The organism is Klebsiella sp. NPDC088457 (assembly GCF_044900465.1).
Lineage (GTDB): Bacteria > Pseudomonadota > Gammaproteobacteria > Enterobacterales > Enterobacteriaceae > Klebsiella.
The window spans coordinates 98,302-115,497 of sequence record NZ_JBJDNH010000011.1; the positions used below are offsets into that span (position 1 = coordinate 98,302).

Consider the following 17,196-nt stretch of genomic DNA (forward strand, 5'->3'; position numbering starts at 1 on the left):
TTCTCCTTCAGCCCGGCTCGCGTGCGGCCAGCCACTGACGTAATTGTTTTTTATCCACTTTACCTACCGGCGTCAGCGGCAGTGCATCAACGCACTCCACGCGATCCGGCAGTTTAAATTCTGCCACGCCCTGTTCGCGCAGGAAGCGGCGGACCGCGACCGCACGCAGCGGCTCTTTCACCACCAGATAAGCGCAGCTCTTCTCGCCCAGCAGGCTGTCCTCCATGCTGACCAGCGCGGCATGGATCACCGCCGGGTGACGCAGCAGCAGGTTTTCCACCTCTTCCGCCGCGATCTTTTCGCCGCCGCGGTTGATCTGATCTTTTTCACGCCCCTGCACGGTGATATAGCCGTCCTCGTCGATCGAGATCAGATCGCCGGAACAGTAAAAACCGTCGGCATCAAACGCTTCTGCATTGTGCTGCGGGCTTTTGTAGTAGCCGCGGAAGGTGTACGGCCCGCGGGTCATCAGGCGCCCGACTTCTCCACGCGGCAGCGGATTACCATCGGCATCCGCAACCCACACTTCATCATCCGGGCACATCGGACAGCCCTGGGTATTGATGATGCGTTCCGGGCTATCGTTGAGGCGGGTGTAGTTCACCAGCCCTTCCGCCATGCCAAAGACCTGCTGGAGCTGGCAGCCAATCTCCGCCGGAATGCGTGCCGCCAGCGTCGCTGACAGGCGCGCGCCGCCAACCTGCAGCAGCGTCAGCGAACGCAGCTGGCCGTTCCCGGCGCCCTCGCGGATCGCCTGTAACCACAGGCTGACCGCAGGCGGCACCAGCGAAGCCACGTTGATCTGATGTTGTTCAATCAACGGGAAACACAGCGTCGCGCTCGGATCGGCGGCCAGGATCACCCGGCCTCCGGCGAGGAAGACGCCGAGCGAACCCGGTGAGCTCATGGCATAGTTGTGGGCGGCGGGCAGCGCGTTGAGGTAGCGCGTGTCGGCGCTGATAGCGCAAATTTCGTTACTGCGACGGATACTGTAGTCGTAGTCGTTATGGGTGCGAGGGATCAGCTTTGGCGTCCCGGTACTGCCGCCGGAGAGCTGGAAAAAGGCCACTTCATCGGCAGGGGTCGGATTGGCGATAAAGTTATCCGCCTGCTGCTCGATGGCTGCCGCCAGGTCATATTCTCCGCGATCGTTACGCAGCAGCACCACCCGCACCGAGCCATGCTGTTCGACAAAGGCATTAAGGAAACTGTCGTCGGCAAACAGCCCATGATCGCGATCGGCAATCAGCAGCGCGGGTTCAATTTGCGTCGCGTAGGCGTTCAGTTCGCTACGTTGATGGCTGAACAAGGCATTGACCGGCGCCACCCCAATCCGCAACAGCGCGAAGAAGGTCACGTAAAATTCGGCGACGTTACCCAGCTGCACCAGCGCGGTTTCACCGCGTTTCAGCCCCATACGCTGCAGCGAGGAGGCCAGATTATCCACGAGCTGGTTGAACTGACGATAGCTGTAGTGCCTGTCCCCGTCGATAATGGCGACGGCATCGCTGTCGGCGTGACGGGTAATCAGATTGGTTAACGGCAGATCCTGCCAGTAACCTTTCTCACGGTAGCGGGCGGCAAAACTTTCCGGCCAGCGGTTAAATTCAATCATCATCGCCTCTTAATTCAAGCCGAATACGTTCAGCATGGTAGTCAGTTTGACGCCAGTTTCGCGCCACTCTCCCAGCGGAGAGGAGGCCGGGACAATGCCGGCGCCGGCAAACAGACGCAGCGTACGCTCGTGCAGGCGGGCGCAGCGAATCGTCACCACCCATTCGCCGTTGCCTTCGTCATCGCACCAGCCGACAATGCCGCCGAACAGCTGGCGATCGAACGGCTCCAGCTCGGCAATCAGACGTTTCGCCACCTGATGCGGGAAGCCGCTCAGAGCCGGCGTCGGGTGGAGCAGGCAGGCCAGCGACATGGCGTTCTCCGGCGCCAGCGCGGTGCCTTCAATCGGCGTCGCCAGATGCCATAGCGTCGGGGTGGTGACCAGCTGCGGGGAGTCCGGCAGCGACAGCTGACGGCAGCGCGGAGTCAGCACCGTTTTCATCGCCTGCGTCACCAGTTCGTGCTCATGGCGATCTTTACCTGAAGCCAGCAGTTTGTTGCCCGCTTCGCGATCCAGCACGTCATCCGGCTGACGGCGGGCGGAACCGGCCAGCGGCAGAGAACTGAAACGCTCGCCCTCTTTACGCAGCAGCAGTTCCGGGCTGGCGCCCAGCAGCACGCCGCCGTCCGAGAGCGGCACATGGAAGTTAAAGCTGGCCGGGTTTTGCGCGATCAGACGTTCAAGCAGCGCGCCGCTGTCCACGCGATCGCGGGTGGTGATATCGATTAAACGCGACAGCACGACCTTGTCCACTTCCGGTGTGGCGGTCAGTTCAGCGGCGCGTTCAACCATCGCCATAAATGCATTCTGCTCAGGAATTTCCTGGCGCTGAACGATATCCATTGGCGGCGTCCGGGAGGAAGCATAGCGTGCCGACTGCTGTTTCCCGGTGCGGGAGAAATTTTGCCAGCTCTCGGGGATAAACAGTTCAGACGGCTGGTTGGTATCAAACGGAATCGCCCCGACCATCACCGGTTTGCGGATCCCGGCAGCCTTCGCTTGCGTAAACGCGGCCGCCATTTGCTGCTGGAATTCCCCGCTCAACAGCGCGCCGTCGGCGGCCGGATGGGAAAAACGGCGAAAGCAGCCTGAAGTACTGAAACTGCGGTACGGCGACATAAAGAAGAAGCTTTCCGCTGCCAGGGTCATATTCTTTTCCTGTATATCCTCGGCCAGTGACGTTTCCATATCATCCTCCAAAAAAACGATAAAGATATTACGAATAATTATCATTTATATTTTGGTTGGCTAACCTAAAAGGTATTGCCTGCCATGTCAACCGTACAAACGACATGTTGTGCTACTTAGGCTTGCATCCGCGCGATACAAAGTTGAAAATGAGACGCATTTATCTCAACTTAATCAGGATGCGAATTCGTGAATTTGTCCACTTTGTGTCGCCGTACCTTCCTGGCCTGCGGGCTGGCGCTTTTAGGAATTACCTCAGCCCTGGCGGCCGACTGGCCGCGCCAGGTGACCGATAGCCGCGGCACGCACACGCTGGAAAGCAAACCCCTGCGTATCGTCTCCACCAGCGTGACCCTCACCGGCTCACTGCTGGCGATTGACGCGCCGGTGGTTGCCAGCGGAGCAACCACGCCGAACAACCGCGTGGCGGACGACCAGGGGTTCCTGCGTCAGTGGGGCGCCGTCGCGAAGGAACGTAAGCTGGCGCGTCTGTATATCGGCGAACCCAGCGCGGAAGCCGTCGCCGCACAGATGCCGGACCTGATCCTGATTAGCGCCACCGGCGGAGATTCCGCGCTGCCGCTGTACGACCAGCTCTCTACCATTGCCCCAACGCTTATCATTAATTACGACGATAAAAGCTGGCAGGGGCTGCTGAGCCAACTGGGGCAAATCACCGGTCAGGAAAAACAGGCCTCGGCGCGCATTGCTGAATTCGACAAACAGCTCGCCGCGCTGAAGCAACAGATGAAACTGCCGCCGCAGCCGGTTAGCGCGCTGGTTTATACTGCCGCCGCCCATAGCGCCAACCTGTGGACGCCGGCGTCGGCGCAGGGTCAGATGCTTGAACAGCTGGGCTTTACGCTGGCGACCTTACCCGCCGGGCTGCATGCCAGCCAGAGCCAGGGGAAACGCCACGATATCGTCCAACTGGGCGGAGAGAATTTAGCCACCGGCCTCAACGGGCAAAGCCTGTTCCTGTTCGCCGGCGATAGCAAAGACGCGGCGGCAATTTACGCCAACCCGCTGCTGGCCCATCTTCCGGCGGTCGAGAACAAACGCGTTTATCCACTGGGCACGGAAACCTTCCGCCTCGACTACTACAGCGCCATGCTGGTGCTGCAGCGTCTCGCCACCCTCTTCGGCTGATGCCTGTTCCCGGCGGGCGCCGCGCTTTGCCGGGCGACTCACCCGCCAATCATCTCTCTGTGACCCGGATCAGGCGTTGACCCCGCTATCCGGGCTATCGGTTTCAGACCTCGGCGACCGTTTCAGGACGCCTGAAGCGGCGCAGCTCCCCCAGCAGCCCGATCAGCATCACGCCGACAATAACCAGCGCCCAACCGCTGGCGCTCGCCGAGGCGACCGGCGTCATCATCGCCCCCAGCCCACCCAGCAGCGCCGCGCCGATGGCATCGCCGGTGACGTTCTGCGCGGTCCACAGGCCGTTGATCCGCCCGAGCATCGCTTCCGGGGTTTGGGTCTGAATCAGAGTGTACTGCAGCAGCGAACTGATCGCGCTCAGCCAGCCAAACAGCGCCAGGCACAACGCCCCCAGCTCCCAGAACGGCATCAGGCTGAACAGCGCGATGGCAAAAAACGACCCGACCGTGGTCATCAGCATCAGGGCCCCCGGTTTAGCGGTTTGCGCCAGCTGACCGCTGGTCAACGCCCCCAGCGCCGCCCCCAGCGGAATCGCGGCATATAGCAAACCAATCTGCGAGGCCGACATCTGCCAGCCGTCGGCCAGCGCCGGATAAAGAACTCGCACCGCGCTGGCCATGGTTAACAGACCGCCCAACAGCGCAATACCGCCAATCAGCGGACTATTGAAGAGGAATTTCAACCCCGCCAGCAGCGACTTCAGCGGATGTTCACGCTGCTGCGGCGGCGGTGGCAGCAGCGGCAGACGCAGCAGGGTCAAGGTGGTGATAAACGTTCCGGTCGCCGCCAGGCCATAGTTCCAGGCGACGCCGCCGGTCGCCAGCAACAGGCCGCCAATCATCGGCGAAATCACCGACCCCAGACGCACCGTCAACATGGTGATGGCGCCAGCCTGCATCAGATTCTCGCGCCCGACCAGCGCCGGCGTCGCCGCCAGCAGCGCCGTCACGCCAAGCGAGGCAAAGAAACCGTCCCAGATACCCAGCAGATAGATGGCGATTAACGACGGTTCGGGCAACAGCGCATTGAGACACAGGCCGATAAACCCGACGCCGCAGGTTCCCCGTGCCAGCAGAATCAGGCGTTTACGCTCATAGCGGTCTGCCAGCACTCCGCCGACCATCAGCCCGATAAACATTGAGCAGCCGGTCAAGGTTACCGATAGCCCTACCTGCCAGGTGGAGTGGGTCATCATCTGGATCTGCACCGGGATCGCCACGCCCAGCAGGCCAAGCGACAGGATTGAGATAAAACGAGCAATAAACACGGCGCGAAACGCCGGGTGAGTTTTCAGCAGGCTGAGGTTCAGCAGCCGGGATTGTCGGTTCATGACAGCGCCTTGTGATTATTTCCATCTCCGCGTTATCCTTCAGGCTGCGTCGCTGTCGGCGGCAATTCCATAGCCCGCTCATACGGTTAGCTGTACTTCCAGGCAGAGGGGCGTTTGCCGCCGCGATGCATTCTGAATGATCTTGCGTATACCATTCTGGTGGGCGGCCATGCTAACATAACTGCATAGAATCGATAACGATAATTACTATCATTATCAAGCCAGGGATGTGAATTATGTCGTTTTCTACGACCACGGTGCGCGCCGTTGCCGTACCTGGTCTGTTGCTCGTCTTAGCCGTTGCGATTGCGCTCAGCCTGCTCGTCGGCGCCAAACCTCTTCCACTGAGCGTCGTCGTGGATGCCTTTTCCGGCACCTGTCAGAGCGCCGATTGCACCATCATACTTGATGCCCGACTACCGCGAACCCTCGCGGGGCTGCTGGCCGGCGCGGCGCTGGGTCTGGCAGGCTCGCTGATGCAGACCCTGACCCGCAACCCGCTAGCCGACCCGGGTATTCTCGGCGTCAACTCCGGCGCCAGTTTCGCCATCGTGCTCGGCGCGGCGCTGTTTGGCATCCATTCGCCGCAGGAGCAGCTGCTGATGGCCTTCTGCGGCGCCTTTGCCGCCTCGCTGCTGGTGGCCTTTACCGGCAGCCAGGGCGGCGGCCAGCTCAGCCCGGTGCGTCTGACGCTGGCGGGGGTGGCGCTGGCGGCGGTGCTCGAAGGGCTCTCTAACGGTATTGCGCTACTCAACCCCGATGTTTACGACCAGCTCCGCTTCTGGCAGGCCGGCTCTCTGGATGTGCGCACGCTGCAAACGCTGAAAATCGTCCTGCTGCCGGTGCTGATCGCGTCCGCGGTGACGCTGCTGTTAAGCCGGGCGCTGAACAGCCTGAGCCTCGGCAACGACACCGCCACCGCGCTCGGCAGCCGGGTTGCGCGCACGCAGTTTATCGGCCTGCTGGCGATTACCGTTCTTTGCGGCAGCGCCACGGCGGTCGTCGGCCCGATCGCCTTTATCGGCCTGATGATGCCGCATATGGCGCGCTGGCTGGTGGGCGCCGACCATCGCTGGTCGCTGCCGGTCACCCTGTTGGCTACCCCTGCCCTGCTGCTGTTTGCCGATGTGCTGGGCCGTCTGCTGGTTCCCGGCGAGCTGCGGGTCTCGGTGGTCAGCGCCTTTATCGGCGCGCCGGTGTTGATTTGGCTGGTCCGTCGCCAGCCGCGTGGAGGTGCAATGTGATCGCCCCTTCCCGCCGTCTGCTGCTCAGTTGCCTGATTCTGCTGGCCGCCAGCCTGCTGGTCTCCCTTTGCGGCCTCGGCAGCGGTCTGGTCCCGCTAAGCGTCGATCGGGTCATTTCCGCCCTGCTGGGCGATGCGCCGCGTAACATCACCATGGTGGTCACCGAATGGCGGCTACCGCGGGTGCTGATGGCCCTGCTGATCGGCGCGGGGCTTGGCGTTAGCGGAGCCATTTTTCAGTCGCTGATGCGCAACCCGCTGGGCAGCCCGGATGTCATGGGGTTCAACACCGGCGCCTGGAGCGGCGTGCTGGTGGCGATGGTGATCTTCGGCCACAACCTGACGGCGATCGCCCTCGCGGCCATGGCCGGCGGCGTGCTGACCGCGCTGGTGGTCTGGCTGCTGGCCTGGCGTAACGGCATCGAGACCTTTCGCCTGATTATCATCGGGATCGGCGTTCGCGCCATGCTGGTGGCCTTCAATACCTGGCTGCTGCTGCGCGCCTCGCTGGAAACCGCCCTCTCCGCCGGGCTGTGGAATGCCGGGTCGCTCAACGGCCTGACGTGGGGTAAAACCTGGCCCTCCGCGCCGCTGATTCTGCTGATGCTGGTCTGCGCGGCGCTGCTGGCGCGGCGCATGCGGCTGCTGGAAATGGGCGATGATACCGCCTGCGCGCTCGGCGTAAGGGTTGAGCGCTCCCGCCTGCTGCTGATGCTGGTGGGCGTGGTGCTGACCGCCGCCGCCACCGCGCTGGCCGGGCCGATTTCGTTTATTGCCCTGGTGGCGCCGCATATTGCCCGTCGTCTGAGCGGCACCGCGCGTTGGGGGCTGACCCAATCGGCGCTGTGCGGCGCGCTGCTGCTGGCGCTGGCTGACTACAGCGCCCAGCGTCTGTTTATGCCCTATCAGCTTCCGGTGGGTGTGGTCACCGTCAGCATCGGCGGTATTTATCTCATCGCGTTGTTAATTCAGGAGTCCCGCAAAAAATGACCGCAGTCTCTCCCCGTTTGCGCGGCGACCAGTTGACCCTGGCGTACGGCAAAAAGATCATCGCCGAATCGCTGAATGTAACCATCCCGGACGGCCATTTCACCGCGATTATCGGCCCCAACGGCTGTGGGAAATCAACCCTGCTGCGAACCCTGAGCCGCCTGATGACTCCGACCAGCGGTCACGTTTACCTCGATGGCGAACAGATCCAGCGCTATGCCAGTAAAGAGGTGGCAAAACGCATCGGCCTGCTGGCGCAAAACGCCACCACGCCGGGCGACATCACCGTTCAGGAGCTGGTCGCGCGCGGTCGTTACCCGCACCAGCCGCTGTTTACCCGCTGGCGTAAAGAGGACGACGAGGCGGTGAACAAAGCGATGAAAGCCACCGGTATTCGCGACCTGGCGCAGCAAAGCGTGGATACCCTTTCCGGCGGCCAGCGGCAGCGGGCATGGATTGCGATGGTGCTGGCCCAGGAAACCGCCATCATGCTGCTGGACGAGCCCACCACCTGGCTGGATATCAGCCATCAAATCGATCTGCTGGAGCTGCTGAGCGAACTGAATCGCGAGAAGGGCTACACGCTGGCGGCGGTGCTGCACGACCTCAACCAGGCCTGCCGCTACGCGACGCATTTGATTGCCCTGCGCGACGGCAAAATTGTCGCCGAGGGGGCGCCGAAAGAGATTGTGACCGCGGAGCTGATCGAGCAGATTTACGGCCTGCGCTGTACGATCATTGACGATCCGGTGGCGCATACGCCGCTGGTCGTGCCGCTGGGGCGTCGTTAAGCGCCTCTTTTCCCACCGGATCTTAAGCATGAAAAAACCCCGGTCGCGCTGCGCTTACCGGGGCTACGGGATGGTGCGGTCGGGTCGGATAGCCCGGATAAGGCGCCTGCGCCGCTATCCGGGAGCAAGATGAACTAACCCAGAATGTCCCGCATGACCGGGCCAATCGCTGCAAAGGCCTGCGGCGAGATGATCTCCACGTGAGCGCAGTCCTGGCTAAAGACCTCCAGTTCACCGACCCAGGGTCCCCACGCCACGTGCGGATCCATCCCCGGCTGGCGCGTTTTTTCCGCCACAAACAGCGTCGCTTTACCATCAAACTTCGCGCTGTGGGCGGTGGTCAGCAGACGCACCGCATCGGCATAGTTGCCCTCGATAACGCTGAACAGCTCGCCGGATGCCTGCCCCTGCTGGGCGGCGAGGAAGGCTTCGCGCTCGCGGTCAATCTCCGCCAGCACTTCCGGATCCAGACCGTTAGCCTCTTTCTCCGCCCAGTTCTGCGTCTCCGGCGGCCAGGTATCCAGCAGCCCGAGGAACGCCACCTCTTCGCCGCGCTGGCGTAAACGGGCGGCAATGCCCTGCGCCAGCGTCCCGCCGAGGGAATAGCCAAAGAGGTAATACGGCCCGTGCGGCTGCTGGGCCAGCAAGGTTTGCAGGTGCTGCTCGCACACCTCATCGAGATTAGCGGCGCGCATCATCGGCCCTTCCGGGCGCGGCGACTGAATGCCGGTAATCGACCAGCGCGGGTTGAGGTAGCGCGCCAGCACGCTGAACTGCCAGGCAAAACCCGATGCCGGATGGAAACAGAACAGCGTCGGGCCGTCGCTGTCACGCAGCGGCAGAATCGCATCAAAGCCCAGGCGCTGCGCCTGTTCATCGCTGAGATCGGATGCCAGCAGCGCGCTCAGTTTCCCGACCGTTGAGGCCACCATCACCTGCCCTGGCGTGACCTGACGATCCAGCTCGCGACCAAGCTGCGCCGCCAGGCGCATCGCCAGCAGCGAGTGACCGCCAAGGGCGAAGAAGTCGGCTTCGATGTCGTTCACTTCGCAGCCCAGCAGCCGGCTGAACGCCTGCGCGACCGTAGCTTCAATACCCGGCTCCGGCGGACGACCGCCGCGCGCGTTGTCCAAGGTCGGCAGCGGTAGCGCTTTACGATCCAGTTTGCCGTTGGCGCTCAGCGGCAGTTCCGCCAGCTGTATCAGCACCACCGGCACCATATGCGGCGGTAGCTGTTGCGCAAGCCGCGCTTTCAGCGCCGCGGTATCGAGCGGCAGCCCTGATTCTGCAACCAGGTACCCCACCAGCTGGCGGGCATCGCCGCCGGTCGCCGCCGCCTGATTAAAGACGCAGGCATGGGTCACCGCCTGGGCGACGTCCGGTAATGCCGACATCACCCGATCGATTTCCCCCAGCTCAATGCGCTGTCCGCGAATTTTCAGCTGATCGTCGCTGCGCCCAAGATACTCGACCGCGCCGTTATCCAGCCAGCGCGCCACGTCGCCGGTACGGTACATCCGTTCGCCTGCGGTATACGGGTCGGCAATGAAGCGCGAGGCGGTCAAATCCGGGCGTCCCAGATAGCCCTGCGCCAGCTGGATCCCGGTCAGGTAGAGATCCCCGGCCACCCCCGGCGGCACCGGACGCAGGGTGGCATCGAGTATACGCAGCCCGGTATTCCAGACCGGCCAGCCAATCGGCACGCTGCTGCCGGTGACCGCCGCCAGATCCGCCCCACAGGCCGGGTACCAGCTGACGTCCACCGCCGCTTCGGTCGGGCCATAGAGGTTATGCAACGGCGCGCCGGTCAGGGTCTCCCATTCGCGACACAGGCCGGTGGGTAACGCTTCGCCGCTACAGAAAACGCGTTTCAGCGTCCGGCAGCTCGCCACGTTGTCCGCATCCAGCGAGGCGACAAACGCCGCCAGCATTGAGGGGACAAAGTGGGTGGTGGTCACGCCGTAATGGGCGAAGAATCGCTGCATCGCCAGCGGATCGCGATGCGCTTCCGGCTCGGCCATCACCAGCCGTGCGCCGGCGATGAACGGCCACCAGAACTCCCAGACCGACACATCAAAGCTGCACGGCGTTTTTTGCGCCACCACATCCTCGGCGGTGAGCGGATAGTGGTTTTGCATCCACAGCAGACGGTTAACGATCGCCGTTTGCCCGACCATCACCCCTTTCGGACGGCCGGTGGAGCCTGAGGTAAAGATAATGTAGGCGGTGTGTTCCTCCCGGGAGAGCGCCAGCGGAGTGTCATCATCCGCCGCAAGCGGCTGCTGATAACACAAGGTTTCAAGACCCGGAATATCGCTAAAACGGGCCAGCTGATCTTCCGCGGTAATCAGCAGCGAAGGACGCGCGTCCTCCAGCATCATACGCAGGCGGTCGTCCGGATAGCCGGTATCCAGCGGCAGCCAGGCCGCGCCGGCCTCGACGATCCCGTGCAGCGCCAGGGTGAGGAACGCCGAACGCGGCAACGCCACCGCCACGCTATCGCCGGGCTTCACGCCGCGATCGCGCAGCAGCCGGGCCAGCGCCACAACCTGCTGGCGCATTTCCCGGTAGCTGAACTGCCAGGTCGCGTCCGCCAGCGCCGGGGCATCCGGCGTTTTCGCCGCCTGCTCCGCCACCAGCGCGCTCAGCGTCGTCACCGGCAGCGCGACGCCGGTATTGTTGACCTGCGCCAGTCGTTCCGTCTCGTGGTCTGACAGCAGATTGGCCTCGCCACAGCGCAGCGCCGGGTCGGCGGCAAACTGGGCCAGCAGCGCAGATAAACGCGCCACGTGCGTTCGCAGCGTCGCTTCGTCATAGCGCTCTTTATTCGCCAGCACTTCCAGCGACAGGCCGCCGGACTCATCCGGGAACAGCGCCAGTTCAAGGTCATTCACCGGACCGGTCGCCAGGGTGTGGGTCACCGCCTGCACGCCGTCGATATCGAGGACATAATCAAAGACTTTGACGTTTAATACCGGGCCAAACAGCGGCTCATCGCCGGCCGCCTTGCCGCTATCGCGGACGATCTGTTCGGCATCATAGCGCTGGTGGCGGCGCATTTTTTTCAGCTGCGCGGCCAGACGCAGCGCCAGCTCCGCCAGCGTCTCTTGCGCATCAATATTCACCGCCAGCGGCAGGACGTTAAGCACCGGTCCGCTGGCGGTCAGCGCCGCCGATCCCATCCGACGCATAAAGATAAAGCCTGCGGCGTAATCCATCCGGCTGCATAAGCGCCCGAGCCAAAGCGTGGTGAGCGCCAGCGCCAGGTCGGCACGCTGGCACTGCGGGGCGCCGGCGGCCAGACGGCTGAACAGACCGGCATCCAGCTCCAGCTTCAGACGCCAGATATCGGTGCTGGTCGCGCGCCCGGCCAGCGGCGCGGCAGAGAGCGACGCCGGCGACGGCAGCATTTTACGCTGCTCCATCCAGAACTGCTTATCGCGCTGCCAGGCATCGCTGCCGTAATAGTGCTGGTACTCCTCCACCACCTCGGCGAAGGGAGTAAAGGGAGAAGGCGGTGTCTCTTCGCCACGCTGCCAGGCGCGATAAATCGCGGCGATCTGGCGGGTAATCGCGGGGAAACTGAAGCCATCGACCAGTAAATGGTGATAACGCTGATACCAGTACCAGCAGTCATCGGCCACGCGCAGCAGCTGGTGACAGACCAGCGGATTCCCGCCATCGACGCGCAGATTTTGGCCGAGGTCGGCCTGCATTAACGCCAGCGCGGCGCCGTGCGGGTCGCTCGCTTCGCGCAGATCGCCATATTCAGGTTCGGCGAAGGCGCGGTGCTCATCGACCCACTGCCAGACTTCGCCGTTATCTTCGCAAAAACGCATGCTGAGGGTGTCGGCCTGCGCCAGCCCGGCGACAATCGCTCTGCCCAGCAGCGCCGGGTCCAGATTGCCGCGCAGTTCAACATAGTGGGCCACGCTCCAGGCGCCGGGCAGCGTAGAGAGACGCTCCGCCATCCAGATCCCTGCCTGTGCCGCCACCAGCGGTAAACGAGTGCTCATGATCGGCTCCTTGAGGTCGCATGGTGCGCGGGGGTGAGGGTTGACCAGTTCGCCGCCAGCCAGGTATTACACGCTTCTAAGGACTGCGGCGGGCATTCCACCGCCCAGCCTTGCGGCAATGCGCAGTGGTGCGGCCACAGGCTGTACTGCTGTTGTTCATTGCGCAAAATGTAAAACTGCCCTTGCGGATTATCGAAGGGGTTGCTGAATTGCATACCAAACTCCTGTCTTTACTCTACATCCTGCAAGCAATCCCGGCGGTGGCTGCCGCCTCGATGCATCCCGAATGATGTTGAGTCTGAAGCGCGCTCTGCTATTGCGCGCGGCTCAAAGGCTGCCACAGCTGGATTAACCCTGCTGTCAGCCCGCCGCGCCAGCAAAGCGCATCGTGCCCGCCGTCAACCTGACGCCAGAAAATCGTCTGCTGTGTCTGCTGTAGTTGTAATAAAAGCGCCCGATTGGCGCGAAAAATAAGCGGTTCACGCTCACCGGCTTCCAGCCAGATTCGCAACCCGCGCGGATGAATCTCCCCCTGGCTCAGGCGTTCAATCAGCAGGCCCGTCTGCGCGCCGCCGCGATGCGGCCACCAGTAGGAGCCTGACTGACTCAGGACGCAGCCAAACCGTTGCGGCCAGTACAAAGCGGCAAACATCGCCGCCAGGCCGCCAAAGCTCTGCCCGGCGACAACGGTACGATCGGCGCGATCGCTGAAGGGGGCGATGCGGCGCACCTGAGGCAGCAGCTCTTCCTGTAGCGCCAGCCAGAAATCACGATTGCAGGGCAGCTCCCGGCCGCGATGGACGTTATCAATGACATCGATCAGCAGATAGACCGCCTGCGGCAGTTTAGCGTCGTGCGTCAGTCCGGCCAGCGCAGGCCAGACCGGCATGCTTTCAGCCCAGAACTGGCCATCCAGCAACACCGCCAGCGGGCGCTCTTCAGGCGCGTCATCGCCGGTGGCGTAAACCCATACCCGCCGCGTATTGCCAAGGCGCGGGCTGTGCCATTCGATACAGACCGGCGGTTGATAAAGCGCATCGCGCCGCGACCAGCCCGGCTGTTCCGGCGCCTGCGGCAGTTCCAGCGCCGAGACCGCATGGCCGCGTCCCCCCTTCCAGCTTTGCGGGTTTAACGGGTCGGCAATGGCGCGCGGCAGCAGCTTGCGCCAGCCTTCGCGCAACAGGGTGCGATCCGGGCTGCCGCCGGCGAAAATCTCGGGGGCGAAATCGTCATCACGATCGGAGGGAATAAAGCAGTAGCTGCCGCGCCAGGTGGGTGATAGCGTGGTTTGCCAGTGCCAGACATCGGTGCCGGGCACCCGCTGTAGAGTTTGCGGTACGGCATTTTGGTGATGGTCGGTGACGCCGGTGATATAAATCCACACCCGTCGGGTCGCCGAGGTCGCCTCGCTGCCCGCCGGATCCCGCCACCAGAAGGTGACCCGACACGCATCGTCCAGCGCCTCAGACCGTGGGCCCGTTATCCCCTGCCACCAGTCATCACTTCCTGTCTTTAGCATTCCTTCATTAACCTTATGTTTATCGTGATATTTATCAATAAACGTAATCTTTTGTTGATAATATTATTGATAACTATTTTCATTTGCAATAGCGTATTAGCGCACTTTTGGAAGCGTCATATCTAATTAAACAGGTCAGCGCGCGCGTACGGATCCAGTGATGGCGTCGCCTTCGCACCCGACTGACAACATTTATGTGGCAACATTTATGCCGCCTCCTCTCCCGGTGGGAAGGGGTTAACGGGGACAGCGGCAACGAAGAGCAGGACTTACTAAAATGAATAACAGGATCAAATCCCTGGCGTTACTGGTCAATCTGGGAATTTATGGGGTCGCCTTCCCGCTGTGTGCGGAAGAGACCAGCACCGGCAAAAAAACGGCCCCCGAGGAAACGATGGTCGTCACCGCCGCCGAGCAAAACCTTCAGGCGCCGGGCGTATCAACAATCACCGCCGATGAAATTCGTAAACGTCCGCCGGCGCGCGATGTCTCCGAAATTATTCGCACCATGCCGGGGGTGAACCTGACCGGCAACTCCACCAGCGGCCAGCGCGGTAACAACCGCCAGATCGATATTCGCGGCATGGGTCCGGAAAACACCCTGATCCTGATTGATGGCAAACCGGTCACCAGCCGTAACTCCATCCGCCTCGGCTGGCGCGGCGAGCGCGATACCCGCGGCGATACCAGCTGGGTGCCGCCGGAACTTATCGAACGCATTGAAGTCATTCGCGGCCCGGCTGCGGCACGCTACGGCAACGGCGCCGCCGGCGGCGTGGTCAATATCATTACCAAAAAAGGTGACGGTGAATGGCACGGTTCCTGGGACTCTTATTTCAACGCCCCGGAGCATAAAGATGAAGGCGCCACCAAACGCACTAACTTCAGCCTCAACGGCCCGCTGGGCGGCGATTTCAGCTTCCGCCTGTTAGGTAACCTCGATAAAACCCAGGCCGATGCGTGGGATATCAACCAGGGCCACCAGTCAGAACGAGTCGGTAACTACGTCGATACGCTACCGGCTGGTCGTGAAGGGGTTGAAAACAAAAGCATCAACGGCGTCGTACGCTGGGACTTTGCACCAATGCAGTCACTGGAGTTTGAGGCGGGCTACAGCCGCCAGAATAACCTCTATGCAGGCGATACTCAGAACACCAATAACGACAATAAAACTAATGGGCTGGTAAAGAAAAACTACGGTAAAGAAACCAACCGCATCTACCGACAGAATTATGCGCTGACCTGGAATGGTGGCTGGGATAATGGAGTCACTACCAGCAACTGGGTGCAATACGAGCATACCCGGAACTCCCGTCTCGGCGAGGGGTTAGCGGGTGGTCTTGAGGGATTGTTCAACAGCAATAAGTTCACGGATATTAACCTTGCTGATGTCATGGTACACAGTGAAATCAGCATTCCACTCGCTCTGCTGGTCAACCAGAACCTGACACTGGGTACCGAATGGAATCAGCAGCGAATGAAGGACATGAGCTCCAACGGCCAGGAATTAACGGGCAGTAATACTGGGGGAGCTATTCCTGGCATTGACTCATCTAACCGTAGCCCTTACTCGCAGGCAGAGATATTCTCACTATTTGCGGAAGACAATATGGAGTTGACCGACTCCACCATGCTGACCCCGGCGCTGCGCTTTGACCATCACAGCATCGTCGGCAATAACTGGAGTCCATCGCTAAACCTGTCGCAGGGGCTGGGAGATGACTTCACCCTGAAAATGGGTATAGCGCGTGCCTATAAAGCGCCGAGCCTGTACCAGACCAACCCGAACTACATCCTGTACAGTAAAGGCCAGGGTTGCTATGCCAGTTCCGGTGGCTGCTATCTAATGGGTAATGATGACCTGAAGGCGGAAACCAGCATTAACAAAGAGGTTGGTCTTGAATTTAAACGCGACGGCTGGCAGGCCGGTGTAACCTGGTTCCGCAACGACTATAGAGACAAAATTGAAGCCGGTTATTCTGCTATTGGCAGCAATAGCAGCGGTACCGATATCTACCAGTGGGAAAATGTACCGAAAGCCGTGGTTGAAGGCCTGGAAGGGACGTTGAACATCCCGGTTAACGAAACGGTAAGCTGGACTAACAATATTACCTATATGCTGCAGAGTAAGAACAAAACAACCGGCGATCGCCTGTCGATTATCCCGGAATATACCCTCAACTCGACGCTGAGCTGGCAGGTATACCAGGATGTTTCCGTCCAGTCGACCTTCACCTGGTACGGCAAGCAGCAGCCGAAGAAGTACAACTATAAAGGGCAGCCGGCCACGGGTTCGGAGACTACCGAAGTCAGCCCGTACAGCATTGTCGGCCTGAGTGCGACCTGGGACGTCAACAAAAATGTCAGCCTGACCGGCGGAGTGGATAACGTCTTCGACAAGCGCCAGTGGCGCGCAGGGAACGCTCAGACCACGGGAGATATCAACAGTGCCAACTATATGGCAGGAGCCGGGGCGTACACCTATAATGAGCCGGGTCGGACCTGGTACATGAGCGTCAACACCCACTTCTGATTGCGTGGCTGAACCCGGCCGCCCTCTTCCTCCGGAGGGCGGCCGGGGACTTCTGAATGACAGGATAGATACCACAACATCTTTCGGCTGGAACCAACGAGCATCGCCCTTTCTCTGCCAACTGAAGTATGATGGCTGGATGCAGACTATATACGCCACTTTCTCCTTTGCCGGTCATCAGCTCCATCAGGTTGATTTCGACCCGGCGACCTTTCGGCCTCATGATCTCCTGTGGTTACCGCATTATGCGCAGCTCGCCAACAGCGGCCGGAAACGGCAGATGGAACACCTCGCCGGCCGTATCGCCGCCGTTCATGCCCTGCGTGAAGCGGGAGCAACAGGCGTTCCGGGTATCGGCGAACAGCGCCAACCGCTGTGGCCCGCCCCGTGGTCCGGCAGCATCAGCCACTGCGAGACTCGCGCACTGGCGGTGGTTTCCCCCGCGCCGGTAGGCATTGATATTGAAAGAGTATTAACGCCCGCGCTGGCCACAGAGCTGGAAAGCAGCATCGTCAGCGCAGCGGAAAGCGCGGTGCTGCAAGCCAGCGGGCTGTCCGCTGAGCTGGCGCTGACGCTGGCGTTCTCGGCGAAAGAGAGCGGGTTTAAGGCCCTACCCCTCTCTCAGCAGGCGGGATTGGGATTTATGCACTTTCAGATAACGGGCATAACCGACGATATCGTTACTTTACAGGTAGCAAAGCAGCGCCAGCGGCTACGGTGGTTAGCAGAGGGCGCACACGTTATCACCCTCTGCAGCGCATAAGATGCACGCAAGGAAAGAACCCGTACGGTAAACCCGCACGGGAA

12 protein-coding genes are annotated in these 17,196 nt (G+C 61.4%); 6 read left to right on the forward strand and 6 right to left on the reverse strand.

What is annotated here, in order from left to right:
• Positions 1 to 7: 7 nt before the first annotated feature.
• Together entE and entC are read right to left on the reverse strand one after the other, a co-directional pair.
• Positions 8 to 1,615 carry a (2,3-dihydroxybenzoyl)adenylate synthase EntE gene (gene entE, locus ACI2JR_RS09375; protein ID WP_132729031.1) on the reverse strand — a complete coding sequence of 536 codons (1,608 nt, stop codon included), beginning with the start codon at positions 1,613 to 1,615 and terminating at the stop codon, positions 8 to 10.
• Positions 1,616 to 1,624: 9 nt separating this feature from the next.
• Positions 1,625 to 2,803, reverse strand: a complete 1,179-nt coding sequence (gene entC / locus ACI2JR_RS09380; RefSeq protein WP_132728827.1) for an isochorismate synthase EntC — start codon at positions 2,801 to 2,803, stop codon at positions 1,625 to 1,627.
• Positions 2,804 to 2,992: 189 nt separating this feature from the next.
• Between entC and fepB the strand changes: the two genes are divergently transcribed.
• A complete protein-coding gene (gene fepB / locus ACI2JR_RS09385) occupies positions 2,993 to 3,952 on the forward strand; it encodes a Fe2+-enterobactin ABC transporter substrate-binding protein (RefSeq protein ID WP_132728825.1) in 960 nt (319 codons plus the stop codon).
• A gap of 103 nt (positions 3,953 to 4,055) precedes the next feature.
• Here the strand turns inward: fepB and entS are convergent, their stop codons facing one another.
• The gene (gene entS / locus ACI2JR_RS09390) at positions 4,056 to 5,297 is read right to left on the reverse strand and encodes an enterobactin transporter EntS (RefSeq protein ID WP_462478392.1); all 1,242 of its coding nucleotides are present in this window, start codon (positions 5,295 to 5,297) and stop codon (positions 4,056 to 4,058) included.
• 236 nt (positions 5,298 to 5,533) lie between these two features.
• Between entS and fepD the strand changes: the two genes are divergently transcribed.
• From fepD to fepC, 3 genes are read left to right on the forward strand one after another with little or no spacing between them, the layout of a single operon-like run.
• A complete protein-coding gene (fepD, locus tag ACI2JR_RS09395) occupies positions 5,534 to 6,541 on the forward strand; it encodes a Fe(3+)-siderophore ABC transporter permease (RefSeq protein ID WP_132728821.1) in 1,008 nt (335 codons plus the stop codon).
• Positions 6,538 to 7,530: an iron-enterobactin ABC transporter permease gene (gene fepG, locus ACI2JR_RS09400; RefSeq protein WP_165905687.1), complete on the forward strand. Its 993-nt coding sequence runs from the start codon at positions 6,538 to 6,540 to the stop codon at positions 7,528 to 7,530. The genes fepD and fepG overlap by 4 nt, the downstream gene beginning before the upstream one ends.
• Positions 7,527 to 8,321 carry an iron-enterobactin ABC transporter ATP-binding protein gene (fepC, locus tag ACI2JR_RS09405; protein WP_132728819.1) on the forward strand — a complete coding sequence of 265 codons (795 nt, stop codon included), beginning with the start codon at positions 7,527 to 7,529 and terminating at the stop codon, positions 8,319 to 8,321. Before fepG ends, fepC begins: the two co-directional genes overlap by 4 nt.
• A 134-nt stretch (positions 8,322 to 8,455) precedes the next feature.
• On the opposite strand, the gene entF is transcribed toward fepC, so the two are convergent.
• The 3 genes from entF to fes form a co-directional block, all read right to left on the reverse strand.
• Entirely contained in the window at positions 8,456 to 12,337 is a 3,882-nt protein-coding gene (entF, locus tag ACI2JR_RS09410; protein WP_462478393.1) for an enterobactin non-ribosomal peptide synthetase EntF, read from the reverse strand.
• The gene (locus ACI2JR_RS09415) at positions 12,334 to 12,552 is read right to left on the reverse strand and encodes an MbtH family protein (RefSeq protein ID WP_132728815.1); all 219 of its coding nucleotides are present in this window, start codon (positions 12,550 to 12,552) and stop codon (positions 12,334 to 12,336) included. The genes entF and ACI2JR_RS09415 overlap by 4 nt, the downstream gene beginning before the upstream one ends.
• A 98-nt stretch (positions 12,553 to 12,650) precedes the next feature.
• Complete coding sequence (fes, locus tag ACI2JR_RS09420; RefSeq protein ID WP_462478402.1) at positions 12,651 to 13,895, reverse strand: enterochelin esterase; 1,245 nt, start codon at positions 13,893 to 13,895, stop codon at positions 12,651 to 12,653.
• Between the two features lie 238 nt (positions 13,896 to 14,133).
• Here fes and ACI2JR_RS09425 point away from each other — a divergent pair, with 238 nt between their 5' ends.
• Positions 14,134 to 16,389, forward strand: a complete 2,256-nt coding sequence (locus ACI2JR_RS09425) for a TonB-dependent siderophore receptor (RefSeq protein WP_462478394.1) — start codon at positions 14,134 to 14,136, stop codon at positions 16,387 to 16,389.
• A 139-nt stretch (positions 16,390 to 16,528) separates the two neighbouring features.
• Complete coding sequence (entD, locus tag ACI2JR_RS09430; protein WP_462478395.1) at positions 16,529 to 17,152, forward strand: enterobactin synthase subunit EntD; 624 nt, start codon at positions 16,529 to 16,531, stop codon at positions 17,150 to 17,152.
• Positions 17,153 to 17,196 lie beyond the last annotated feature (44 nt).

Coding starts and splice junctions, on each gene's coding strand:
- ACI2JR_RS09415 (WP_132728815.1), bottom strand. CDS start 12,552: ATGCAATTCAGCAACCCCTTCGATAATCCGCAAGGGCAGTTTTACATT.
- ACI2JR_RS09425 (WP_462478394.1), top strand. CDS start 14,134: ATGAATAACAGGATCAAATCCCTGGCGTTACTGGTCAATCTGGGAATT.
- fepC (WP_132728819.1), top strand. CDS start 7,527: ATGACCGCAGTCTCTCCCCGTTTGCGCGGCGACCAGTTGACCCTGGCG.
- entF (WP_462478393.1), bottom strand. CDS start 12,337: ATGAGCACTCGTTTACCGCTGGTGGCGGCACAGGCAGGGATCTGGATG.
- entE (WP_132729031.1), bottom strand. CDS start 1,615: ATGATTGAATTTAACCGCTGGCCGGAAAGTTTTGCCGCCCGCTACCGT.
- entS (WP_462478392.1), bottom strand. CDS start 5,297: ATGAACCGACAATCCCGGCTGCTGAACCTCAGCCTGCTGAAAACTCAC.
- entD (WP_462478395.1), top strand. CDS start 16,529: ATGCAGACTATATACGCCACTTTCTCCTTTGCCGGTCATCAGCTCCAT.
- fepD (WP_132728821.1), top strand. CDS start 5,534: ATGTCGTTTTCTACGACCACGGTGCGCGCCGTTGCCGTACCTGGTCTG.
- entC (WP_132728827.1), bottom strand. CDS start 2,803: ATGGAAACGTCACTGGCCGAGGATATACAGGAAAAGAATATGACCCTG.